The 22,904-nt window shown below is 52.7% G+C and carries 22 protein-coding genes and 1 tRNA gene; 4 read left to right on the top strand and 19 right to left on the bottom strand.

The genetic code is table 11. From position 1 onward, the window contains the following. The first annotated feature begins 26 nt into the window (after positions 1-26). Positions 27-389 carry a guanylate cyclase gene (locus G7Y43_RS05490; protein ID WP_165044883.1) on the top strand — a complete coding sequence of 121 codons (363 nt, stop codon included), beginning with the start codon at positions 27-29 and terminating at the stop codon, positions 387-389. Here G7Y43_RS05490 and G7Y43_RS05485 read toward each other — a convergent pair. Further along, positions 386-1,453, bottom strand: a complete 1,068-nt coding sequence (locus G7Y43_RS05485; RefSeq protein WP_241158166.1) for a 4-(cytidine 5'-diphospho)-2-C-methyl-D-erythritol kinase — start codon at positions 1,451-1,453, stop codon at positions 386-388. The genes G7Y43_RS05490 and G7Y43_RS05485 overlap by 4 nt on opposite strands. A gap of 49 nt (positions 1,454-1,502) precedes the next feature. After that, the gene (locus G7Y43_RS05480) at positions 1,503-1,994 is read right to left on the bottom strand and encodes a nucleoside deaminase (RefSeq protein ID WP_165044947.1); all 492 of its coding nucleotides are present in this window, start codon (positions 1,992-1,994) and stop codon (positions 1,503-1,505) included. Between the two features lie 108 nt (positions 1,995-2,102). On the opposite strand from G7Y43_RS05480, the gene G7Y43_RS05475 reads away from it, so the two are divergent. Next, positions 2,103-2,190 (top strand) — tRNA-Ser (locus G7Y43_RS05475). Positions 2,191-2,436: 246 nt separating this feature from the next. On the opposite strand, the gene G7Y43_RS05470 is transcribed toward G7Y43_RS05475, so the two are convergent. The 7 genes from G7Y43_RS05470 to folK all read right to left on the bottom strand — a co-directional run bounded on the left by G7Y43_RS05470 (position 2,437) and on the right by folK (position 9,269). After that, entirely contained in the window at positions 2,437-3,300 is an 864-nt protein-coding gene (locus G7Y43_RS05470) for an ADP-ribosylglycohydrolase family protein (protein WP_165044881.1), read from the bottom strand. A gap of 231 nt (positions 3,301-3,531) precedes the next feature. Continuing rightward, positions 3,532-3,960, bottom strand: coding sequence for a hypothetical protein (locus tag G7Y43_RS05465; RefSeq protein WP_165044879.1), 429 nt, complete (start codon positions 3,958-3,960; stop codon positions 3,532-3,534). 275 nt (positions 3,961-4,235) lie between these two features. Then, positions 4,236-4,361 carry a hypothetical protein gene (locus G7Y43_RS10720; protein WP_255464323.1) on the bottom strand — a complete coding sequence of 42 codons (126 nt, stop codon included), beginning with the start codon at positions 4,359-4,361 and terminating at the stop codon, positions 4,236-4,238. Between the two features lie 490 nt (positions 4,362-4,851). Beyond that, complete coding sequence (locus G7Y43_RS05460; protein WP_165044877.1) at positions 4,852-5,520, bottom strand: VWA domain-containing protein; 669 nt, start codon at positions 5,518-5,520, stop codon at positions 4,852-4,854. Positions 5,521-5,729: 209 nt separating this feature from the next. Beyond that, complete coding sequence (locus G7Y43_RS05455) at positions 5,730-7,112, bottom strand: macro domain-containing protein (protein ID WP_165044875.1); 1,383 nt, start codon at positions 7,110-7,112, stop codon at positions 5,730-5,732. A gap of 81 nt (positions 7,113-7,193) precedes the next feature. Then, positions 7,194-7,619: an HD domain-containing protein gene (locus G7Y43_RS05450; RefSeq protein ID WP_165044873.1), complete on the bottom strand. Its 426-nt coding sequence runs from the start codon at positions 7,617-7,619 to the stop codon at positions 7,194-7,196. Positions 7,620-7,889: 270 nt separating this feature from the next. Further along, positions 7,890-9,269, bottom strand: coding sequence for a 2-amino-4-hydroxy-6-hydroxymethyldihydropteridine diphosphokinase (folK, locus tag G7Y43_RS05445; protein ID WP_165044871.1), 1,380 nt, complete (start codon positions 9,267-9,269; stop codon positions 7,890-7,892). A 245-nt stretch (positions 9,270-9,514) separates the two neighbouring features. On the opposite strand from folK, the gene G7Y43_RS05440 reads away from it, so the two are divergent. Continuing rightward, entirely contained in the window at positions 9,515-10,345 is an 831-nt protein-coding gene (locus G7Y43_RS05440; protein WP_165044870.1) for a TetR/AcrR family transcriptional regulator, read from the top strand. A 138-nt stretch (positions 10,346-10,483) separates the two neighbouring features. Here G7Y43_RS05440 and G7Y43_RS05435 read toward each other — a convergent pair whose 3' ends face one another. The 8 genes from G7Y43_RS05435 to G7Y43_RS05400 form a co-directional block, all read right to left on the bottom strand. Beyond that, positions 10,484-11,329 carry a formate/nitrite transporter family protein gene (locus G7Y43_RS05435; protein WP_206215093.1) on the bottom strand — a complete coding sequence of 282 codons (846 nt, stop codon included), beginning with the start codon at positions 11,327-11,329 and terminating at the stop codon, positions 10,484-10,486. Positions 11,330-11,479: 150 nt separating this feature from the next. Beyond that, positions 11,480-13,099: an APC family permease gene (locus G7Y43_RS05430; protein WP_165044868.1), complete on the bottom strand. Its 1,620-nt coding sequence runs from the start codon at positions 13,097-13,099 to the stop codon at positions 11,480-11,482. 130 nt (positions 13,100-13,229) lie between these two features. Continuing rightward, positions 13,230-13,748, bottom strand: coding sequence for a hypothetical protein (locus G7Y43_RS05425; RefSeq protein WP_165044866.1), 519 nt, complete (start codon positions 13,746-13,748; stop codon positions 13,230-13,232). A 73-nt stretch (positions 13,749-13,821) separates the two neighbouring features. Beyond that, the gene (locus tag G7Y43_RS05420; protein ID WP_165044864.1) at positions 13,822-15,351 is read right to left on the bottom strand and encodes a sodium:solute symporter; all 1,530 of its coding nucleotides are present in this window, start codon (positions 15,349-15,351) and stop codon (positions 13,822-13,824) included. Positions 15,352-15,592: 241 nt separating this feature from the next. After that, positions 15,593-16,204 (bottom strand): 5-formyltetrahydrofolate cyclo-ligase, encoded by a 612-nt coding sequence (locus tag G7Y43_RS05415; RefSeq protein ID WP_165044862.1) that lies wholly within the window; start codon positions 16,202-16,204, stop codon positions 15,593-15,595. A gap of 61 nt (positions 16,205-16,265) precedes the next feature. Next, the gene (locus G7Y43_RS05410; RefSeq protein WP_165044860.1) at positions 16,266-16,598 is read right to left on the bottom strand and encodes a multidrug efflux SMR transporter; all 333 of its coding nucleotides are present in this window, start codon (positions 16,596-16,598) and stop codon (positions 16,266-16,268) included. A gap of 151 nt (positions 16,599-16,749) precedes the next feature. Next, positions 16,750-17,175, bottom strand: a complete 426-nt coding sequence (locus tag G7Y43_RS05405) for a 6-carboxytetrahydropterin synthase (protein WP_165044858.1) — start codon at positions 17,173-17,175, stop codon at positions 16,750-16,752. Positions 17,176-17,291: 116 nt separating this feature from the next. Beyond that, positions 17,292-18,629, bottom strand: coding sequence for a folylpolyglutamate synthase/dihydrofolate synthase family protein (locus G7Y43_RS05400; protein ID WP_165044856.1), 1,338 nt, complete (start codon positions 18,627-18,629; stop codon positions 17,292-17,294). 359 nt (positions 18,630-18,988) lie between these two features. Here G7Y43_RS05400 and G7Y43_RS05395 point away from each other — a divergent pair, with 359 nt between their 5' ends. Beyond that, positions 18,989-19,717, top strand: coding sequence for a TetR/AcrR family transcriptional regulator (locus G7Y43_RS05395; protein ID WP_165044854.1), 729 nt, complete (start codon positions 18,989-18,991; stop codon positions 19,715-19,717). Between the two features lie 158 nt (positions 19,718-19,875). Here G7Y43_RS05395 and G7Y43_RS05390 read toward each other — a convergent pair whose 3' ends face one another. Further along, positions 19,876-20,382 (bottom strand): AmiS/UreI family transporter, encoded by a 507-nt coding sequence (locus G7Y43_RS05390; RefSeq protein ID WP_165044852.1) that lies wholly within the window; start codon positions 20,380-20,382, stop codon positions 19,876-19,878. A gap of 132 nt (positions 20,383-20,514) precedes the next feature. Further along, complete coding sequence (locus G7Y43_RS05385) at positions 20,515-22,902, bottom strand: xanthine dehydrogenase family protein molybdopterin-binding subunit (RefSeq protein WP_165044850.1); 2,388 nt, start codon at positions 22,900-22,902, stop codon at positions 20,515-20,517. Positions 22,903-22,904 lie beyond the last annotated feature (2 nt).

The raw sequence follows: 22,904 nt of genomic DNA, 5'->3' as shown, positions 1-22,904 counted from the left end.
CTTTCGTAAGCGCAGGAGCACCAATTATGTTCTTTGTCCGACTCTCGAGAATCGTGCCTCTGCTGATTGCGCTCGCTCTTCTGGCAGCCATCGTATACCTTGTCGCGCGCGCGGTGACCTCTCCACCGCGCGCGAAGGAAATTCTCATTCGGCTGTTCACCTGGATCACGCTGGTTCTTTCGGCTGTGTTCGGCCTGTTCAGCTTGTACGCGCTGTTTGAGCACAACGCCCCCGTGCTCGACTTGGCAGCAAGCTTTTTGATAACCGCGCTTATTGGGCTGGCAGCCATTCGCATAGCCAACCACGTGTTCTTAAAGCACAACCCCGGCTACCGCTCAAAGCCTATGCGTGCAAACACGAAGTGGCGCTGGCCCTGGCAGCAACGCTAGCGAAGCGGAAGCACCGCTGCTCGCGCACCACCGAACGCCGTAGTGCGCGCCCACCAGCCCTTTCGCTTCGCTGCTGCCGTCAATGCGCATGCCGCTTCAAAGCTATCGCACACAGCAAACGTGGTCGCGCCGCTGCCGCACAATAGCACATCGGTCACACCGGGAAAGCCCGCCGCCCACGTGCGAACTTCCGCAAGAAGAGGCATCAATCGCTCTGATGCGGGTGCCAAATTGTTAAACAAAGGAACGCTGGCAGCTTCGCACGCCGCATTCACGCGATCGAGCAGTTCCTCATTTATTTCCTGCGGGCATTCGTCAAATGCAGCATAAGCCTGCGCGGTCGACACGCCCCCTTCGGGCTTGATGAGCGCCACGTTTTTTGTCATGGGCTTTAAGCTGCGAACGAACACATCACCTGTGCCCTCGTAAAGCCCGCACCCGCCATACAGGAAGAAAGCAACATCGCTACCGAGAGAGCGGGCCGCGGCCTCCAATGCGGGGTTATCCGCATCGACACCCCACAGCCGTGCCGCACCAAGCAGCGCCGCCGCCGCGTCGGATGACCCGCCGCCCAGCCCTCCCTCATAGGGAATGCTTTTCTCTATGCGAAGGTCGAGCGCGCACGCCTCGGTGTAGTTCAGCTTGCGCGCGAACGCGTCAACCGCCTTTGTAACCAGGTTCTTCTCGGCCGGAATGTCGAGCTCAGGCACGCCACCACGCGGTATGGTGCTCACGTGCACCGAAACGTTGTCGCAAGGCCCCACCACTGCAGCGCACGCCCGGCCCTTCCATCCTGCCGATTCGGAAAGCGGCACGCGCCCTATATGCAGCACATCGTGCAGGTTGAGCGCGTGCATGAGACTTATCGCATCATGGTAGCCATCAGCACGGCGGCATCCTATGCCTAAGAACAGGTTCACCTTCGCCGGCGCAATGACACGCAGGTACCCAAGCGACTGCAACGACCGCGCATCGAATTGCGAGGTGCGTGCAGTGCCCACCATGTCAACCAGCTCGCCGCGAGTGCGCGGGTCATCCTGTAGCTCTACCATGCTGTTCTGCATTGCTATTCCTCGTGTTTTCTCGTTGTCTCTCGTTGTTTCTTGTTGTTCTTTATTTCTTTCCCCTGCGTTCGGCGAAAAAGCGCTTCAGCTCGCCGGCGCATTCTTCCGCCAGAACGCCCGACGTAACTGCAAACGTGTGGTTGAGCCGACTGTCGGCATGCACGCTGTACAGCGTGCCCAACGCACCGGCCTTGCTGTCGGGAGCACCGTACACGCACCGGCTCACGCGCGCTTGATGCATAAGCCCAGCGCACATGATGCACGGCTCAAGCGTCACGTACACCGTACAATCGGTCAAGCGCCATGCGTCAAGTTCACGCGCTGCTTGCTTCATAGCCAGAAACTCGGCGTGCCCAGCAGGGTCTTTCGTCGATTCGCGCAGGTTACACGCCCGCGCGATCACGCGAGGCGCGGCCAACGACTTGCGCGTTCCCCTATCTATTGGCTCATACACCACCACAGCACCAATGGGCACCTCACCCAAAGATGCTGCGCGACGAGCCTCCGCAAGTGCCATTGTCATGTAGTCTTCATCAGTCATGCCGCCATTATATGGTATCCTGCACAGTGCGTTTGTGTAGCTTAACAAACCGCGAACGAAGCGCATGCATGCGTCGTTCCTGAAGCTAGCAAACGACATCCTGAAGGTGGAGGCGTGGCCGAGTGGTTGAAGGCGGCAGTCTTGAAAACTGTTGACGTTCACGCGTCCGTGGGTTCGAATCCTACCGCCTCCGCCATTGTACGCACAGAGCCCCAACAGTGGGGCTCTTTTCATTGCTGAAAACCTCTCAGAGGATTCGAACCGCAAGGTCGGGCGCCGTTCAGAAAACAGCCCCGTGGGCTGTTTTTAGGCGACCGCCCGAAGGCGCTTGCGCCGAGGGGGAAGAGCGTTCGCCGAAGGCGGACGCGGGAATCCTACCGCCTCCGCCATTGTACGCACAGAGCCCCAACAGTGGGGCTCTTTTATTTTCGTGAGTTCCCTGTCACTGCATCCAAACCTTATCAAGTCGTTTTATCGTATCCACGAAGTCTGCGGGCAGGAAGGCGTTGATGCCGTTTTTCTCCACCATGTCCTGACACCACTGCGGCCACCGTATCCCAGGCTTATCAAACGACTCCGGCGAATTCCCCTGCCCACTTTCAAGCCTGAAGCGATAGTACGACCAGGCGATCGATCCCGCGATAGCCGCCTGGGTGTCGGCATCACCGCCAAGCGAAATAGCGCCTCTGATGGCGTCCTCATAGCTTTCCGCTTCCAGGAAAGCAACGATAGCCTGCGGCACGGACCCTTGACACGTCTCGTTAAAGCCGTAACCCGCACGAATCTCATCAAGCGTAAAGTCCAGATTGTAGTAACCGCCCTGCACAAACGCGCGTATTTCCTCCTTTGTGTGCCTGGTTTTCGCAAGGAACACCGCCCCCGCAACCGCCTGCGCTCCCTTTATCCCTTCGGAGTGGTTGTGCGTGATCTCCGCCGAAGCGCGAGCAAGATCGAGCGCCTCTTCCAACGTCACCGCTATAAGACCGCACGGGCTCACGCGCATAGCCGACCCGTTGCCGAAGCTTCCGTACGGGGAGGGGTCGGCGCTTCCAAGCCAGGTAGCAAACCTGCCGCCATAGCCCGCATCGGGATACGCCAATGCCATGCGCCGCATCTCGGGCACAAGCAGCTCCTTGAACGACGCACCTGTCTTTCGAGCCTCAAGCAAGGCATTTGCCACAGCAACGGTGAGCACCGTGTCGTCAGTGAAGCGGCTGCCTTTCGCAAACAGCGGCATATCCTTCGTCTTCACGGGATAAAACTCGTACCGCGATCCTGCTATGTCTCCGATTATGGCTCCGTACATGACCGACCTTCCTTCCACTTTGAACCGCCGAACAGCATAAATCATACGCGACAAAACCGCACAGCAGGTAAACCGCAAAGGGACATCGCCGCAACACTCTTCCTTCCTTTTCCCACAATCCTGATGGGCGCAAAACACTCTTGTCTACCGAGATGACAAAAGAGTCTTTAGAGTTAAGTAGGGGGTATAAGTTCGAACGGCGGACTGCCAACCTGTCGGCAGACCCGAGTCCTATCTACCTGCCGCCATCCTGCGAATACCTTGAATACTCGATGCTTCTTCGAGTATCACGATGAGGTCGGCTGCTTGGTAGAAAGCACCCCTTTTGGCATTGCCCAACTTCGATAAGATACCCCGCTCGCAAGCGGCTTCAATGAGGTTGCGAGCAGCTCTGTCCGTAATCGCAAGCCCCTCGGCAACGTAAGCTACATTCACGACCGGCCGCTCCATCAAAAGCGCCGGCAGGCGATGGGCGGCAGAACCCTTTCTCTCTTTTGTGATTTCGCGCCATCTCGCGAACACGGTATCCACGCTCACCGCGATGCGTGCACCCACAACAACCGACAGCTCAAGAGCGTCAACCATACACTCAATGATGGGCTCCACCTGGCCGTCATGGTAGGCGGAAAGCGCCTCTGTATACCGGTTGACATCGTGCAACAAACCCGCCGACAGAGGCAGTGTCGCATGAGGCAGCCTGCCCAGAATTGCCGAAAAGACGACATGGGATTATCGTCTGACTACCAATTAGATTGTCACTTCGCGTAACCTTACAGAAGCCCGGCCATATACAGCGGCAGATACGTGCGATTACCCTCCACTCGAAGTTGCTTGGGGTGGAGCACTATCTCGCCGCCCACACGTTTGGCGTACTTCCCTCACTCGCGAACTTAAAACGCTTTGACGCAGTGGAAAACTGCCCAGGGATCTTACTCTCATTCGTCGAACGAAATGGCGTCCAGCTTAAAGCCAGACAAGCTCCCTTGTTCCGACAGCAGGCGCATGGCCATGCATAAGGTCAGATAATACACGGACTTGCCGCTTTTCTCGCCTTGGCTCATGCTGGCTTCGGAAAGAGCGTACTTATACGGTGCACAGAATTCCCCGAAATGTACGATTCGGAAAGCAACACCCCCACCCACTGCCACTTTTTTCCCGAAATGTACGATTTACGAGCTATTCGGAAGATCAGCCTGAGTCACCGAGAATGAACACGTGCGTTTGAACAGGGGAAACGAGAAACACTGTTTTCAAATAGAGAACAACAATCCCCGTTTTGGCCTCCAGAATCGTACATTTCGGGAAAAAAGTGGCAGAAGAGGCGGCTAACTTTACAAAAACGCGCATATCGTGAAAAAAGTGGCAGTGGCGAACTCTGGTTTTGCTCAATCGAGCATCTCGTACTTGAATCTTCACACCACATGCAACGCCCGCAAAGGACAGCGAACACACGGTCACGGGTAGTCTTCGCTGCCCGTTGCACGAGAAGAGACCGGAATGGACTGATGGACGCTCCTTACGAAAGAGAGCGAAAGGGATTGGAGGGCGGCACTACTTGCCGAGCTTTCCGTAGAGAAAGCCGTGCTTTCGTGCCGCCATGTCCGCTTTGATTGGGGCTGCCCACGAAGCGTCAACGTGACCTGTTTGGCGCGCCATGCAGGTGGCGTCGGCCATTGCGGCATAACCGGCGTGCGTACCCACCCCATCTGCGCAATAGGTGGCAGCGTGATCTGCGGCAATGCCGATGCGAGAAGCTTCCGCCGCAGCGTCGATATTCGCACCCATGAAAATGAACTCCCAACCCTTCTTCTTTTTCTTCTCGATCATCTTCTTCACGTCTGCGTAGCTGTACTTGCAGCTCGCGTTCTCAAGGCCGTCGGTGGTGATGACGAACACCACGTCCTTGGCGCGGTGGCTCTTCGGCAGAATCTTCTGCACCTTGGACACATGATCGATTGCGCCTCCCACCGCATCGAGCAGCGCCGTGCAGCCGCGCACATAGTACTCCTTGCCGGTAATCGGCTCCACCTCGCGAATATCACGCCGATCACAGATGACGTCGGTTTGGTCGTCGAAGAGCACCGTGGAAACGACAGCATTGCCCTCCATTTCTTGGTGCTTTGCGAGCACCGAATTGAATCCGCCGATGGTGTCGGCCTCAAGCCCCTGCATCGATCCGCTGCGATCGAGGATAAACACGAGTTCGGTATAGTTCTTCATGGTTGGTTCCTTTCGTCTCTGGATTACCTGACGAAAGGAACTTTACGCGCTTGCGGTGCGCGGTAGGTAAACCGCGAAGCGACATCGTGCGCGGCAGGGTGCACGGCTCTCGCAACGCACGACAAGGCACACGGCTCTCGCAACGCACGACCTACGCGACGGATTGCACGGTAGCACACTTGCGACGAATGGAGGCGCAGGTCGCAAAGCTACCCAAGAATCGGCTGGTCGTAGGCGAAAAGCGCCTCGTTTACCTGGAAGATGTCGTGAACGTTGTTCACGAGAAAGTACTCCACAATGACATCGAACTTTGAACTGTGCGAGAGTGCGAAGCCGGCTCGCGCAAGCAACGCCACCGCATCGTCGCGATTAAGCCCAAGCGCGAACGCAAGCGCACAGGCAGTCTTCTTCGTGGGCCGATAGTTGTCATCCTTGCGTATTTTCGCGAACAGCTGCCGACTCATATTCGCACGCTTATACACTTCAACGTCGGTCATGCCGCGCTCATCTATAAGGCGCAGCACCGTTTGCGCAAACGACTCATCCAGCCGTTCGAGCCGCTTCGCCAAGCTTTCCGGAGCGGCGGCACCAACGCGCGCAACCCCATCGAAGTGCCTCGGCAGGGCGCTTCCGAACGCAACTTCCTCGAGCGAGACATCCTCAAACGCGGCCATATCCTCGAGCGCAGCAGCATCCCCCGCCATCGCCGGCTCTTGCTCACGCTCTTCCCGAGAAGATGCCGGAGGCTTAACCTGCGACATATCAAGCCGTGCATCAGGCCGTGTGTCGCCGCCACGAGTTCTTCGCCTTCCAAAAAGGCCCCGGCCTTTGTCCCGGCTCTTGAGTCTGCCCCCGCGCTTCGATTCGGGTAAAGAAGTGGAAGGTGATGCCGAAGTCGGCATCGTCGGCAAAGTCTCGCGGTCTGCACTTTGCGCAGAGCGTACGCTCCGTGCTGAAGACATGCCCGGTATTGAAGGCACACCTGGCGCGAAGCCTCTGTCGAACCCTCTAACCTGCGGCGGATAACCGTCGAGCGCTGCGGTTCTCTCAAACGCGTGATCTCCAACATACACGTCATCGATGTACTCGGCAATCGAGTCAAATAGGGCCCGGCCCATGCGCATGGACTCTCGGTCGTAAAGCACCAGCCAAACGTCGATCTCATTGCTGTCCAAGAAGTCCTGAATCGCGCGGGTTTCGATGTCGATAGCATGCCCCACCGGGTAGCCAAAGGCACCTGTCGCCAAAAGCGGCATCGCGATACTTTCAGCACCCGCAGACACCGCCACTGCAAGAGCCGCGCTCACACACGAGCGCAGAGCACCTGCCTCACCAGAGTAGCCTCCCCTCCATACGGGGCCCACCGCATGCACAATCATTTTTGCAGGAAAGTCGAACGCAGGCGTGACCACAGCCTCACCAATCGCGCACCCGCCTATCGTGTCGCAGGCATCCTGCAAGCGACCCATTCCCGCAATGCGCGCTACGGCTTCGCCAGCACCCCCACCAATGAGCAGCATCGTGTTGGCAGGCACGACAATCGCGTCCGTGCGCATATTCGCTATGTCATCTCGCACGATGTGCAGCGGCATATTTGTTCACGCTTCCGCTCGACAATATTGCTGGGTGAATCATAGCTCGCAACGCGAACCTTTGCACAGGAAATCCTTCGTTTACGACAGCAGCTCTAACGCAGCCTTGTATTTCGCAATGCGCCCTTCGCCAACCTCGTCTGGATTATCGAAACGCCCTCGCTCCATGTTGTGCTTCAAATCGGCAAGCTTGACCTTCACCGCAATCGGGTTGTTCGCGATGTTGGCAACGTAATCCATATACGGCACGTCGTCTTCATGCGTGAGGTAGCGCACAGCCTCCACCACTTCGTAGCTTATTCCCTGTGCCAGCAGGTCGTCAAAGGTGGCGTCGGTGTCTTCTACCACATCGTGAAGCAGCGCAGCGCATGTTGAGGTCTCGTCGTCCATCTGCTCTGCCAGATGGAACGGGTGGAAGACATACGGTGCACCTGCCTTATCTACCTGGTCCTTATGCGCGTCGAAGCAAATCTTCAGCGCCTTGTTCGTCATGGGCGTGTAAATCATGTGATTGGCTCCTTCCCTCTTCCTTCCCGCTTTTCCTCTTTCTCGCTTATCGGCAAGCTTACGGCAATCTGCCGAGCAAAACCAGCAGAACTGCTTCGACAATCAGAGGTAAAACAGGTTCACCGAGCACACGAAACGCCACGTACTACAAGACCTTAAGACCTTCTTCAACCGTGACAACAAAAGGTCTTACGCATAAGTAACTAACTTGTGTGTAAGACTTCTGGCAAGCATCTGCTCAGTACGACAAAGTCCCACACCAAACAAACCTTACAGCAGACCAATAACCTTACCTAAAGATACATGCCCTCGGGCCAGCTTGGTGCCGTTGGCAAAAACATGCTGTGGTCGCACTTGTTCAAGCGGCGTAACCACAAAATCGCGCTCTAAGATGCGCGGATGCGGCAGCGTAAGAACAGGATCGCTACTCACAACGCCCTCGTAGTCCAAAATGTCCAGATCGATGGTACGCGGCCCGTTTGCCTCATGTCTTACACGACCAAGATCGTTCTCGATATCGTGCAACACATCCAGCAATTCCATCGGTTCAAGTGAGGTCTCAATCACTGCAACTGCGTTAGCGAAGACGGCCTGGTCTTCTTTGTAGGCAGGTTCGCTTTCAACGTAGTCACTGACGCTGCAAACCCGTACACCAGCAATCTTTCGCAAAGCGTCAACGGCAGCGTCCATCTGCTTGCGACGATCACCCACATTAGAGCCTAAAGACACAAGAGCTGTTTTGGGACTCCGTATAACCGCGCCCCTATCGTTCTGTGTGTCTTTGACAACCAAAGACACATCCTGTGCACGTTCAGCCGCCCTAACAACATGCAGCGCCAAGATACTTGAAGAAACTACACCGACTCCCCCCGGAACAGGGGTGATTGCATCTACGATTGGTTCAGCTTCGTCAAAGCGAACATCTCCAGCAATAGAATTGCTTTCCTTGCTGCATCCTATGCCCACATCAATCACTGTTTGGCCCGGCTTGAAGCACTCTTTCCCAAAGTGTTCGGTGCAACCCGTAGCGAACAAAACGACATCTGAACTCTTTATAATCCGAGCAATGTCCGCTGTGCGATCATTGCAAATAGTGACAGTCGCACCTGCATTGCACAATGTTAGCCAAAGTGGGCGGCCAACAGAAAGACCATCTCCCACAACAGTTACGTTGCGCATGTCCACCTGAATATCGTAATGTTCTAAAACTGCAAGTGTTGCCTCCACAACGCAAGGAACGAAACCTTGAACGGCTCCACCGCACACGAACAAAATCGACTCCGGGCTCATGCCGTCAACATCCTTGACAACGGGGATACTACGAGAAACGTCCGTCCAATTGGCAACGCCCGTGAACGGCTTACACACAACAATGCCGTGAATATTGTTGTCGTTCGCGAAGTCAGAGATTGCGAGCATGAGTTCCTTTTCAGAGGAATTGCCCGAAAGAACGCGCTCTATTGTCTGAATGCCCAGCCTTTTGCAGCATTTCTGCGTACCACGAGAATAAGCGTTAGCGTCCTCTTCACCGTCCGCCCTGATTATAGCAAGTGTAGGAATAACGCTCTTCTGAGTTAGTAACGCAACACGATTTTCCGTTTCTTGATCAATGGCCGCAGCAACTTGAGCCCCGTCTAAGATGAACGCCATTCCTCCTCCTTCTTGGAAATCACAGCAAAGCCGCTCTAAACACAATGGGACGTATTTGAAGACCATTACTATAATTCAATATTATATCTAATTATTTAGTGAATGATTGAATCTCGGTTACATTTCGTCCTAGTTATATCGAAGTTCTTTCGAATTAGTTATTATAATTTATATTGATTAACTAATTGATACCGAGATAACGTCAGGCGAGCTTATCGTAGAAGTCTCCAGAAGGGGTTTAAACAATGGCTTCAGAGTCAAAGCAATCTGTTGACAACGTTATATCCGAAATGCATCGACCTACCAAATTCGCTTCTTTCTCAATCGCATCGAGCACTGATGCACGAGGCGATACTATTACGGCTACTCCGAAAAAACGAAAGAGGGGCCGCCCACGGAAAACGAACGAGGGAACTTTTGACCAGTCGAAAGTAATCCTGAACGCAGCGATAGAGCTTTTCGCAAAGCAAGGCTATCAAGCCACCACGATGAGCCAGATTGCAGAAGCAGCCGGGTACAATCAATCTTCCCTCTACTATTGGTACAAACGCAAGGAAGATCTTCTCAACGCTATTCTGGAGAAAACAGACTTCTCGCTACGAACGGCATCTCGAATCGCCTCGCTCAACGGCGACAAGATAACGCAGCTCTACTCGGTTTTGTATTCCGATGTTTACATGATGTGCTCTCTCCCCTGCGACTTCCATAATTTGGAAGATGTAGCGGTTGACACCAAAGGGGCCCTTGACGGCTTTTTCACGAACTACCAACAGCTCGTTAGCGCCATTCGGCTCATTATTGAAGAAGGAATATACCAGGGCGATTTCATTAAGGTCGATCCTGCTCAAGCGACCTTTAACGCCCTTTCGCTCAACGAAGGAATCCAGCACCGTTATCACTACACTCAACGTTATCCAGACGCGAAACGCTCTATGATCGATGGCTCCGTTATGCCAATGTTCCTCGAAAAAGAACAGCTGGCACATCACGCGGCCTCATCAACATTGAGTCATCTTGCCCCCAACTGCAATCCAAACAAGATACGCATCCAGGCCCGAGACAACAACTGGATCTAAGCAAACACTAATCAGTAGAACTTTCACGATCGTTGTGGGACACCTTGCCACGCAGCCCGGCGCCCCACAACGTATGCAGCACATCAGCAGCACATCACCTGACGGCGACGACCCCGCCCCCAAGCCCGATAGCTCCCGTTATGCTTTCTGACGTCCGTAGGCAGCCCAATACATAAGCCCAATGAGCACCGCGCCGCCCACGATGTTACCCAGCGTAACAGCCGAGATGTTGCTCAGCAGCCCCATCATGGTAAGCGCCGACACGTCAGCCGCACCACTGTACGCAAACCCACTTGCTTGCGTGATCATTCCCATGGGAATAAGGAACATATTGGCAACACAGTGCTCAAACCCGCAGGCAGCGAAGGCAAAGACGGGAAAGATCGACGTAAACATCTTGTCCACAACGGTGCGTCCCGCAAAGCCCATCCACACAGCGGCGCACACAAGCGCGTTACACATGATGCCGCGGAAAAACGCTACACCCCACGGCAGCGCTGCTTTGCCAGCGGCAACTGATATCATCGCATCGCCCACGCCGCCGCCGTTCATACCGGCAAAGTTCGCAAACAGCAAGATAACTACCACCAAAAGCGAACCAACCAAGTTGCCCACATAGACTATACCCCAGTTTTTCAGCATCGCACCCCACGACACCTTCTTGTCAGCCACGGCAGCAACCATCAGGTTGTTTCCGGTGAAAAGCTCAGCGCCGGCAATAATCACGCACACCAGGCCCACCGAGAACACAAAGCCGCCCAGAAGCTGCGATGCGGCAAATCCCAGCTCAGCATCGCCTTTCACCAGTAACATAAACGTGCCACCAAACGCGATGAACACACCTGCCAATACCGAAAGCGCGAAGCAGCGCAAAGGCGCCATACCGGCCTTGCCCACCGCAATGCCCTCGGCCTTCTGAAGCAGAGCAGCCCCCGACACACAGTCGGGCTTGGCCGCCAACACATCCTCTTTCTCGATCGTCATATTCCTTTCTCCTTCTTCCTTGTTCCTTCCCGTAACAATACAGATTTGTCGAACCCCAAGCAGAACCTAGGGCTTTCTTCAGAAACGAGTCGCATTTGACCTGGTCAAATGCGACAGAAACGATCGACGCTCTCCTAGTGAAACGCTCTCCTAGGGAATCAAAACGTAGAACACAAGGTAGCCGATCAGCATGAAAGCAACTCCTAAACTAAGGCAGATGTTCGGGATAATGCTGCCCGGAACTTCCGGCGGCTCCGTTTGACCCTTGGGAATAAGATCCTGATAAAGACCTTCGGGGAATGTGCCTTTGTCAACCACATAATGGCGGAACAGGTAAAGCGGGATCGCCAAAAGCGCGAGCGCCAAGCCAATGAAAAGCACATATGAGCCCCAAACGTTGGAACCAGCCCCAACCAAGAACATGTTAAAGAACGCGAGCAGCACGCATACAACAAGCAACGTGTCGGGAATCTTAATCGTACGTTCGATATCCGGGTTATCCATCCTATGAATCCATGCACCCGTGAGCACCAGGAAGTGACACAAAATGTAGTTCATCGCCGTAATGGCCAGCAAGAACAAATAGTCGTTGAACATAAGCAAGATCAAATCGACTACAAAATTGAACCAGATGGCCGCCGTCGGAGATCCGTTCTCATTCGCATGCGACAGAAACTTAGGCAGAATTCCATCCTTGGCACCCTGATAAAGCGTGCGCGCAGTATCGGCCATTGCAGTCATGGAGCCAAGCATCAGGGTAAACACGAGCATGACCACTACCACGCCGCAAAACAGCGGGTTAGACGTAACCATGCCAGCCATTGCTTCACCAACACCTGCCCCAGAAACAATCTCGGGACGCATCATATACTCGGTGCCTAAGCAACCTTGGAAGATCAAGGGCACCATAATGAAGAGAACAATCGCTATAAGTCCAGAAACGAGCACTGCCTTGGGAGCATCAGAGGGACTCTTCATCTCACTCATATAGCATGCAGCCGTTTCGCTACCATAACTTGCCCACGCAGCCATAAACACCGCGCCGAAAAACAGCTTTATACCCTCTGCATCCCAGCTACCGTTTACGGGAGCGAACGGCTGGAAGTTATTTAGGTGAACTTCTCCGGTAAATATTGGCACCATGACAATGACAAGCAAGGGAATAATGCCGCACAGAGCCATAATGATCTGAGTTTTCGCAGACGAAGAGGCACCACCCTTTTGAATAAACACGACAGTGGTCATCAGCAAGGCAGCAATAACAAACTGCGCATTGATTCTTAAGAGCAATCCATCCTGGATAAAGTCAAGATCAAGCAAAACAATTTGCCACGTTGCGAGAACACTATCGTCGGGAACGAACAGGCCCATGAGATAGCTAGCAGCGAGCGCAACACCAATGGGCAGAATGGGAATCCATGCCACCCAATGCGACCATGGCGCAATAACACCAATTTTCGGATAACGCCACATCCATGCTGTAGACCCATAGATGGAGATACCCCCCGTTTTACTGGGGTGCATGCTTGCGATTTCTATATATACCGTGCATTGAATAACGCCGATGATAACCGAGACCGCCCAAGCAAGGGGCGCAGCCGCACCCAGAATAGACGAAACACCGCCCATATTAAACAAAACAAGCGCAGGGGCTCCAAGAGCTAAAAAGACCACCTGCTTCCACGACAACGTACGGGTCATTGAGCTTTGCGAACCCGCCGTTGTATCATCGACATTCTGGGAAACCGAACTACAATCCACGCCTTCCATTTGACAGCCTCCTCACCCAAACAAACCAGTTCCAACATTTCAACTGCACGAAAGCAGACAACAAAAAGACGCGGGAGAGAACATCGCCCTCTCCCGCCAAAAGTTCTCAACTCAAACAAGCTACCGAAGCTTATGAATCAGCGTTTGCAGAATCCGTAGCCACACTGACCTCACCAGCACTTCTTTCGCTTACACCACCGTCTTGCGAGGCAGCTTCCATGTCTTCTGACATCTCGGGAGAGCCCTTCATGTACATCATCAAAACAGCGAAGACGACGAACATCATAAAAAGCATCGACACGAAACTGGGATCACTCAGGCTCAATGCAGGATGGTTGAAGAAACACCACATGAGCGCAAACACGAGCGTTGCCGCAAGGCAAAAGAGCAATCGAGTCACTGGGGTTCCCATCGGAGCCCGACGCATACGCCCTGGCCTCTGATGCTCCTGAGACGCAACGTCCGCAGCGCAAGAAGCATGAGATGCATCAGTTTGGCAGTTTTCACGCGTAGCCGGAGTGCCGAAGAAAATACCAATCGGCGTTATCGTGCGCGGAAGACTATGGTACAAATCCACCTGTTCGCGCGAGTTCTCTTTGTCATCAGTGTTGTTACCGGCATTGCGTTCGCATGAATCACTCTGAGTCATAACATCCTCTTCTGCCAACATTCGGGCGTATTCGTCGAGGGAAAACACTGGTTCATTTCCCTCAAGCTCAGTCTTAAGCAGCGTCTTCTCCTGATTTCTGCCCCGTTTTCGCGAGTTTACGTGCCTTTTTCTCTTCCTTGTATGCAGCGATTTGCTCAAGAGAGAAGTCGACAAACGCATTTTCGCGTTCAGGATCATCGGACGTGAAGAACTGGTTGCCAATGAGCAGAGCCGCAATCGAAGCAATCAGCGCAACGATAACGGGATCGGCCCAGGTAAGATAGCTCTCCGGGAAAGCGACGATGCAGAAAATGGCGGTAACGGCACCGACGATCATCGAAACCAGTGCAGACTTCGCGCTTGTCTTCCTCGAATAGAAGGCCGCAATGGTAATAGGAGCAATTGCAGGAACGAAGATTCGATAGCAATGGTAAGTCAGATCCATAAAGCCAGGCAGGACAATGGCCAACGCCATACCCACAACACCTACGGCAAACGTGAGGATCCTCGACATCTTCAGCAGTTGCTTCTCACTCGCCTTCGGATTGATTGCCCTTTGGTACAAATCCCTCGCAAGAATGGAAGAGCAGACAACCAGTTCAGGCACTGCGCCAGAAATAGCAGCGGCCATCAAAGCAACAAGAATGATGCCTGCAAGTCCCGGAGGAAGCAAATGACGGATCATCCAAGGCATCGACATTTCATGCTCGATGTCGGGATTAAGAACGTTCGCGCACATGCCAATCAAGGCAAGCATAATCGCACCAACAACGATCAGCGCGGTAACAGCATAAAGAACGTTCTTGGCGGTTCTGTTGTCCTTTGCGCACCAAACGCGAATATAAACATCGGGGCCAACAATGCCCGTCATGCCGGTTACAACCAGCGTTGCCACGATATAGCCCAAACCTTGGAACACTGTAAAGGGCTCGCCGCCAACAGATGTTGGGATAAGCGAGAACATGCCCGGATCAAGGCTCTCATACAGGCCACTGAAGCCACCAACCGCACTAATGGAGATGGGGAAGAGAATAACGAGGCCGCCAACAAGAATGACAAACTGCACGAAGTCGGTCATGGTAACCGCCCACATGCCGCCTACGCTCGTATAAACCGTGAATATGCCCGCAGTCACCAGAATGGACACCCAGAGCGGCCAACCGAGCAACACCTCAACAACGCGAGCGCCCGCCACGACAAAAGCCGCAAAGAAGAACACCCACGCGAAAAACGTGATGATGGAAGAAATAAAGCGCACTCTTTCGCCATACCTGCGAGCAAAAATGTCGGCAACGGTATATTCGTTCATCGCCCTCAAGGGAACCACAAAGGTCAAACCCAAAGCGGTAAAGCCGATGCCGTAGGCGACATAGTACCAAATGGCACCAATGCCGTAGTCATGGCCCATACCAGCAACACCAATGGCGCTACCGCCAACAAACAGTGCCGACATTGTGCCAACGGCAAGCGGGAAACCAAGGCGACGGCCAGCTACAAAGAAGTCATCGAAGGTTTTAATGAAGCGAGCGCAGTATATGCCCAAGCCAAGCATTGCAGCCAAGTAGATGATCATGATGATCGTATCGAGATTTAAAAAACCCACAAGCTACCCCAACCTTTCTACCTTTCGTCTTCAAACGAGCCTGCGCTCTTTCCAGAACGTTTCTTTACTGCATGAGAGACAAGCCTATTCTAGAAACTGCGGCGATTTTTTTCAATAGTTCTTTCCATATTGTATTGACAAATAGGCAAAAAAATCAATTCCTTATTGAAGAATGCGAGCACACGAGTGCTCACAGCTCAAGATTCAGTATTGAGAATTGAGAAACATTCGAAAAAACCTACTAAACGATCTCTACCGTAGGCAGCTTGATATCGTGCGGTTCGCACGGAACATTTTCGAAATACTGCTCTTCGAACGCCACGCCAAATACCTTTGCGTCGGGCCTTAGGCCACAGAAGAACCTGTCGTAGTTGCCCCCTCCATAACCAAGGCGATTACCTTGGCCGTCAAAAGCAACAAGCGGAGATACAACAACGTCCATTTCTTTCGGATTTACACGAACATACGCTTGAATACGAGGGTCGCCCTCATCAATCAAGCGCGAAGGGTTTTTCAGAAAAGGTGCACGGCGCTCTTCGATTTCTCCCCAATCCATTTCGAAAAACACCATTTCGCCCGCGCTTCGTTCAGCACCTTCAGCATGGAAGGAAACCATGCACGGAAGACACACGCGACAACCTCGCTCCCAGGCTTGACGAATAAACATGCGCACATCAAGCTCGCTTCCAAACGGGTAAAACGCAGCAACTACGGCCCCAGGAACAAGTGCCGACTCGTACGTACAAATCAACCGTTCGCATAACTTCTGGCTTCTTTGCGCCCGCTGTTCAAGGGGAATGCTGCTTCGGGCGGCAATAGCTTTTCGACGAGCCTGTGCTTTGCTGTCGGTCATGTTCATGGCTTACTTCCAATACTCGAATCGTGCAACGCTCATACTACAAAAGGGAGTTCACTTAGCGAGGAGCGCTTGCATCATCGGTAACCTTCAAACCAATGACGCAGCAAATCAAAATAACAATCAGAATAATCTTTGCAGCGGAAACAGGCTCGCTGCCGGTGATCATTCCGTAAATGACCGTCAGAGAAGCCCCTATACCTACCCAAACCGCATAGCACACGCCGATGGGCAGCGTTTTCACCGCATACGCAAGGCCTATCATGCTGAGCGCCAAAGCTCCAAGAAAAACAATGGACGGGAGTAACTTGGTAAACCCTTCTGATTGATCGAGCGCCAACGCCCAAACAGTCTCAAGCATCCCAGACACAACAAGCACAGCCCATGCCATAACTACACCTCCAGATAAAAGCCGATCACTTTGTGCGCCGTCTTTTCTTACCTGGTACAGCTGCCCTCGTCAGGATTGATAACCTATGCATCCGCCACGAATACTGCCTTATGAAGCATGTGACGGGTCTCTCCTTACCCTACGGTTTTATTTAACGATTCGGATAGTAGATTGCGCAATTGGTTGCGGTTTCGTACATTTCAACACTTTGAACGGGAAAACCCATCTCCACCAACCTGTCGCTAAAATAGCGGGCAAGATTTTCGGAAGTGCTGCGGAACGGCAACACCGTCATGCGGAATGTCTCGTTTTCCAAGCACGCCATTGTCTTCTGCTCAAGGGAGCCTTCTTCCACAATAAAGGTATGATCGAACTCGTTCGCTAAGCTGCGAAGCGCGCGTTTAAATACGCTGAAATCAACAACCATATCCTTAGACTGCCCCTCGGCCTGCAATTCTTCTTGCTCAATGTAAGCAACAACGCGCCAGCAATGGCCATGAAGATTTTCACACTTTCCGTCGTAATCGGTGAGAAAATGCGCCGCATCAAACTTGGCTTCCGTCCGCATTCCGTACATCTTCTATCCTCCAATTCACGCAATAACGCCCACGTCACATTACATGGACGGGTCATATCGTCTAGGGAAAACACTGCTAGGTGCCGCCTTGTCCTGTACTTGCAGGGTTGGCGACACTAATCAGTAGCTCCCTCGTACTGCCTCATGGCTTCTCTATAGTCCTTAAGCGCATACAAGCTTCCAAACGCGCACACAACGCCCTGCTTCCCAGCGATTTCACGTGCAGTGGTTAAGGCCTGAACTCCGCTACTCGTGCACACCACCCGCTTGCCTTCCGAGCACCCCAACGTATCCCATGCTTTAACAATGACGTTGGCAAGTGTTTTCGCTTCCAACGCACGAGGGTTGTCAGGAGTTGAAACCACGAACGTATCAGACATGGGCGCAACCGTATCCACCATGCTCACATAGTCTTTGTCAGCGAGCACCCCCATTACGAAAACGCACTTTTCACCTGGTAAAACATCATTTAAGGTAGAAACTAGAACCTGGGCACCTTGAGAGTTGTGACCTCCGTCGACAATGGTAAGCGGGTTTTTACCAACCACCTCGAAGCGCCCCGGCCAACGCGCCACAGCAATTCCTTCCTTCAACGCTCGATCAGTAATACTCCAGCCCTTATCTCGTAACGCATAGGCAGCCTCTATAGCCAAAGCGGCGTTGTAGGGTTGATAGGAAGCGAGCAAAGCCGTCTCAAAAGACGTGCCACCATACGAGAACGTGCGCATTGGCAGAGCTTGACCATTCGACGAGCATTGCCCTCTGTTCAACTGAAAATCACACGGCACAATTTGCTCGTCTTCGCAAACCTTCAACGTTGCATGCCTTTGTGCAGCAACAGATCGAAGAACAGACAACACTTCTTTTGTCTGAGAGCATGTTACAACCGTAGAACCCTCTTTGATAATGCCCGCTTTTTCTTCGGCTATAGCTTCAATTGTCGAACCCAGATAATCCGTATGATCCAGACCCATGCGGGTTATCACACATACCTCGGGCGATTCAATAACATTCGTAGCGTCCAAACGCCCACCAAGGCCAACCTCTAATACAACGATGTCGCAATTATTCTGCGCAAACCAGAGCAAGGAAGCCGCGCAAATGAGCTCAAATTCTGTTGGGTGTTCCGGCATCGCATCGGCTGCCTCCTTAATTTTGAGCGTCACCTCACTCAAATCGCGACCATCGATGCATTCTCCGTTGATCTGCATCTGCTCTTCCAAGCGCTCAATGTAGGGGCTTGTAAGCATTCCGACCTTATACCCTGCTTTTTGCAGAATAGACGAGGTGTAAGCGCAAACCGATCCTTTTCCGTTCGTCCCAGCAACGTGAACAAAACGCAACCTATCCTGCGGGCGACCCAACAACTTAAGCAGGCCCTGAATCCTCTCAAGACCAAGCCGAACATTAAGCCATCTGGGTTCCTTTAAATATGAAAGGTAATCAAAAGCCATTGCTCTACCTTAGTTATTCCTCGTTCAAAAGGGCAAAGACACGGGATGTTTTGCATCTTGAGCGCTGGTGCTCACTCATGCAAACATACCGCCGCCATGCGCCACCAGCAGATAACAAAAGTATATTGAGTGGAGTTGTGAAAATCAATACATTATTTAAAAGACTATTTAATTACTGAGCCCGACAGTTCCCCGCTCACAGAATGCTAAACTGCATCCTCGAGCAACGAGATGAGCTATCTGCATGTAGTATAAGGTCATGACACTCCCGTTCATGCATCGAACATGACAAACAGGCGTTTATGGCTTCATGCTTGTCAAGAACTCTCACGTGCTTTGAACAGATTGGAGGATGGCGCATGTCGAAAAAAGATACCGAAACTGCAAAGCCAAGACGTGGTAGGCCCCACAAAACGGATGCAGCAAAAGATGCACAAACGTCGAAAATCCTTGACGTCGCCGTCAAGCTTTTTTCGAAACAAGGGTATCAGCCAACCACTATGAGCCAGATTGCCCAAGCGGCCGGATACAATCAATCGTCTTTGTACTACTGGTTCAAATGCAAAGAGGACATCGTGGCTGCAATTCTGAAAAAGACGGATGCGTCACTCAAGGTAGCCACAGAGATCGCCACGCAGCCAGACGACAAAATCGCCCAGCTTTATGCTGTGCTGTATTCCGACATGGTTATGATGTGCAGCTCCCCTTTCGATTTCTACGATTTGGAAGCCGTCGCATACACATCGAACGAGCCTCTGCAATCATTCTTCATCACGTATCAGCAGCTAACAGAAGCGGTTGAGCAAATATTGCTGGAAGGAATGAAAACAGGAGAGTTCATTCAAGTAAACGCCGCAGATTTTGTTATTGACGCGCTTGCCCTCAACGAAGGTCTCCAGCATCGATATCACATGAACAAGAGAAACGCCTTGTGCTCAACCCATATGATTGGGGAAAAAGCACAGGAGCTGTTCTGTTCTATCGAAAAGCTCGCTTATCACTCTGCACGCACGAGCATCGTGTTGGTCGCTCCTGACTGCGTACCAGCTGACGTACACCAACGAGCAAAAGAAAAAGGCTGGATTTAAGAATCCAGCCCCCATCTGTCAACCGCCACACGAGCAACGCTTCAGCATAGAATGTGTGGAGTAGTTACCTTCTGAAAGACCACTACCCCGTAAAACAATGCCGCACAGCCTTGCTCGTGTGTGCGCGTCGACAGAAAAACCTTTGAACAAGCTGGCAACTACCAAACTTGCAGCAACATCATCAATGAGGGAATCATACCCGTGGTAATGCCCTCAAAGACAAGCAGGCCTGCAGGGAATTTGCCAAGATCCTTCTTGAGCACGTTGGTAACAAACGTACTGCCCCACAGAATCGCCCACAAGATCCATATGACAGCCCAGCGCCAGTCGGCAACAATTCCAAGAGTGGCATTGCCCAAAATACCATCATTGACGGCAAAGACAACGCAACAAACAGCCACGTAGAGCGAGAACCAGCCAATGGGACGCGGGTCAAGATCCAGAAAGCTGTTGAAAACGTTGTACCAATAGGTAGCACTAAAGAGCAGAACGCACGCTGCAGCATAGTAGTTACCCCAAACAACATTAACCATGCAGCAGAACAGCGTAACAGTGCCCGCAAGGATGTTCATAATCGCAAAAGATTTCGAATCTACACCGCTAAGAATGCACACACCATTGCTCAACAGAACAATGCCAACGAACAGCAAGCATACTCCAAGCATCTTTTTTCTCCTTGTAATTATATGGGATTGCGCGGATAGCAATTTGCCCCGCGAATCGCCCGGAGACGATACGAACCGTCTCCGGGCTTACGTTTGGTCGAGCGAGCACAAGCCCACTTGAATAGCTACACGCTATTCGTAAACCTTACCTTCCTCTTTGATTCGCTTGAGAATGTGTTCAGGCGTCAGAGGAATCTCATTGAACTCGATACCGAGCGCATTGGATACTGCATTCAGTATTGCGCCGGCAGGTGCGATGATGGGCGTTTCTCCAACGCCCTTGCAGCCCAGAGGACCATGGGGGTCAGGAGCCTCAACAGTGTGCGCCTCGAACACATCGGGCACATCCAAAGCGGTGGGGGCCATGTAATGGTGCATCGTGCGATGAGCCTGTCGACCCTTGTCGTCGTAGAGGATCTCTTCGGTAGTTCCATAACCGATACCCTGGAGCAAGCCACCAAAAATCTGACCCTCAACGTTAGTGCGATGAATGACGTTGCCAACATCGTGAACGCCAATAGCTTCGTTAATGACGATCTTGCCCGTCTCTGTATCAACACTCAAGTCGATGAAGTCGGCAAACCATGGCGGCGCATTGTAGATCCTCACAGACCCCTTACCCATGAATGCCTGGTTGTTGGAATGGGCGTAGTGAGCAACCTCCGTGAGCGTGACGCTGTTGAGCAACGGCTCTTCGGGGCCAACGGTTGACTGCATCTCGGGATACAGTTGCCTCTGGCGCATAATCGCAGGGAAACCCTTCTTGCCATGAGCAAGCGTAATAATGCCATCGCTTAAGGTCATTTCGTCTGCGTTCAGAACGAACTTCTCCGCCAGCCAATCGAACATGTCCCTCTTGAGGTCTTTGATTGCCTCAGCAGCAGCGCGTCCATGAGCGTACACGGTACGGGTGGAATGCGCACCATAGCCAAACGGGTTCGCATCGGTATCCGCACCATTGATGCGAACGTTTTCGTACGGCATACCCATAACCTCTGCGCAAATTTGAGCCAGCGCAGTATTGCAACCAGTACCCAAATCCGTCGCAGCGGTATGAACGTTAAGCGACCCGTCGGGTTGCAACGACACCATTGCGTTCTCATAATCGACGATGTAGGGCCAAGAACCAGAGAAGTGGCAGCCCATACCCATACCCAAACCACGACGAATCTTGCCAGACTGAGTAGCCAGTTCCTCGCGTTTCTTCTTCCAGTCAATTCGTTCCGCACCCAGCCTCATGCAATCATGAACGGTAGAAGAGTCAACGGAATAGGGGAACAGCGTATCATCGCCAATTTGCGTGGCGTTTTGCAAGCGGAAGTCGAGCGGATCCATGCCAAGTTCCTTGGCCATCATGTCCATGGCACGCTCAACAGTCATATTGCCCTGAGGGTTACCAAAGCCACGGTAAGCGCCGGCAGTAGTGGTATTGGTATAGATGCTATAACCCACAAAATGGATGTTGGGACAACGATAACGAGTAGTGTTCATGATGCCCAAGGTGCCAAAAATCTCAGCACCGAAACTGTAGTACGCACCCTTGTTGAGCTTTGCACTCATGTCCATGGCGGTAAGCGTACCGTCGTTTTTCGCACCGAGCTTAATGTGGACATACCCGCCATGGCGAGTATCGGTAGCGGTCATTTCCTCTTCGCGAGAGAAGACCACACGCACCGGCTTCCTTGCAGCCATCGCCAACGCGACGGCAATAACCTCTGCCTTGGAAGACAGACCGATGCGCGAACCGAAGCCGCCACCAACATAGGGGCCATTCATAACGCGAACTTGGCTTGCCGGAACCTTGAAAACGTGAGCGATCTGGTTGCGAGCAACATGAGTTGTCTGCGTGGTGGAATACACCGTAATCTTCCCACTGCCGTCAACGGATGCAACAGCACCCATCGTTTCCATTTGCTGCTGCTTAACAGGGTGAATAACCATGCTGATTTCGACGGTCTTGTCTGCTTCAGCAAAACCAGCTTCGATATCGCCCTTGTCAAAGACGGCAGGAGTACCGGGCACATTCCTCGCAGACTGCTCTTCCAAGTTTTCCGGATGGATAATGGGAGCGTCTTCCTTTTCCGCCTCGAGCGCATCAAGCACGAAGGGGAGCTCTTCATACTCGACCTTGATGAGCTTGCAGGCTTCCTCTGCGATTTCTTCGGTATCTGCAGCAACAGCAGCAATCTCGTCGCCAATGAACCTGATGTGATCGGTAAAGATAGTCTGGTCCATGATGCAGTGATGACCTTCAGGAATGGCCATCATGCTTGCTGCGGTATTGAATACCGTGTCAATCGTGTTCTCATGAGTGAGAACTGCACGGACACCCTTCAGCGACTCCGCAGCAGACGTGTCAATGGAGGTAATCATCGCATGGGGAACGGTGCTGCGCAAAATCTTGCCGTGAAGCATTCCGGGCATCTCGACATCGCACGTGAATCTCGCGGCACCGGTAACCTTATCGACGGCATCGCGACGCTGTGGGCTCTTGCCTACGTACTTGAATCCATCAGCCATCG

The sequence above is a fragment of the Adlercreutzia sp. ZJ138 genome, from assembly GCF_011038935.1.
Lineage (GTDB): Bacteria > Actinomycetota > Coriobacteriia > Coriobacteriales > Eggerthellaceae > ZJ141.
The sequence above is the reverse complement of the archived record's forward strand: the minus strand, read 5'-3'. Positions and strand labels throughout refer to the sequence as shown.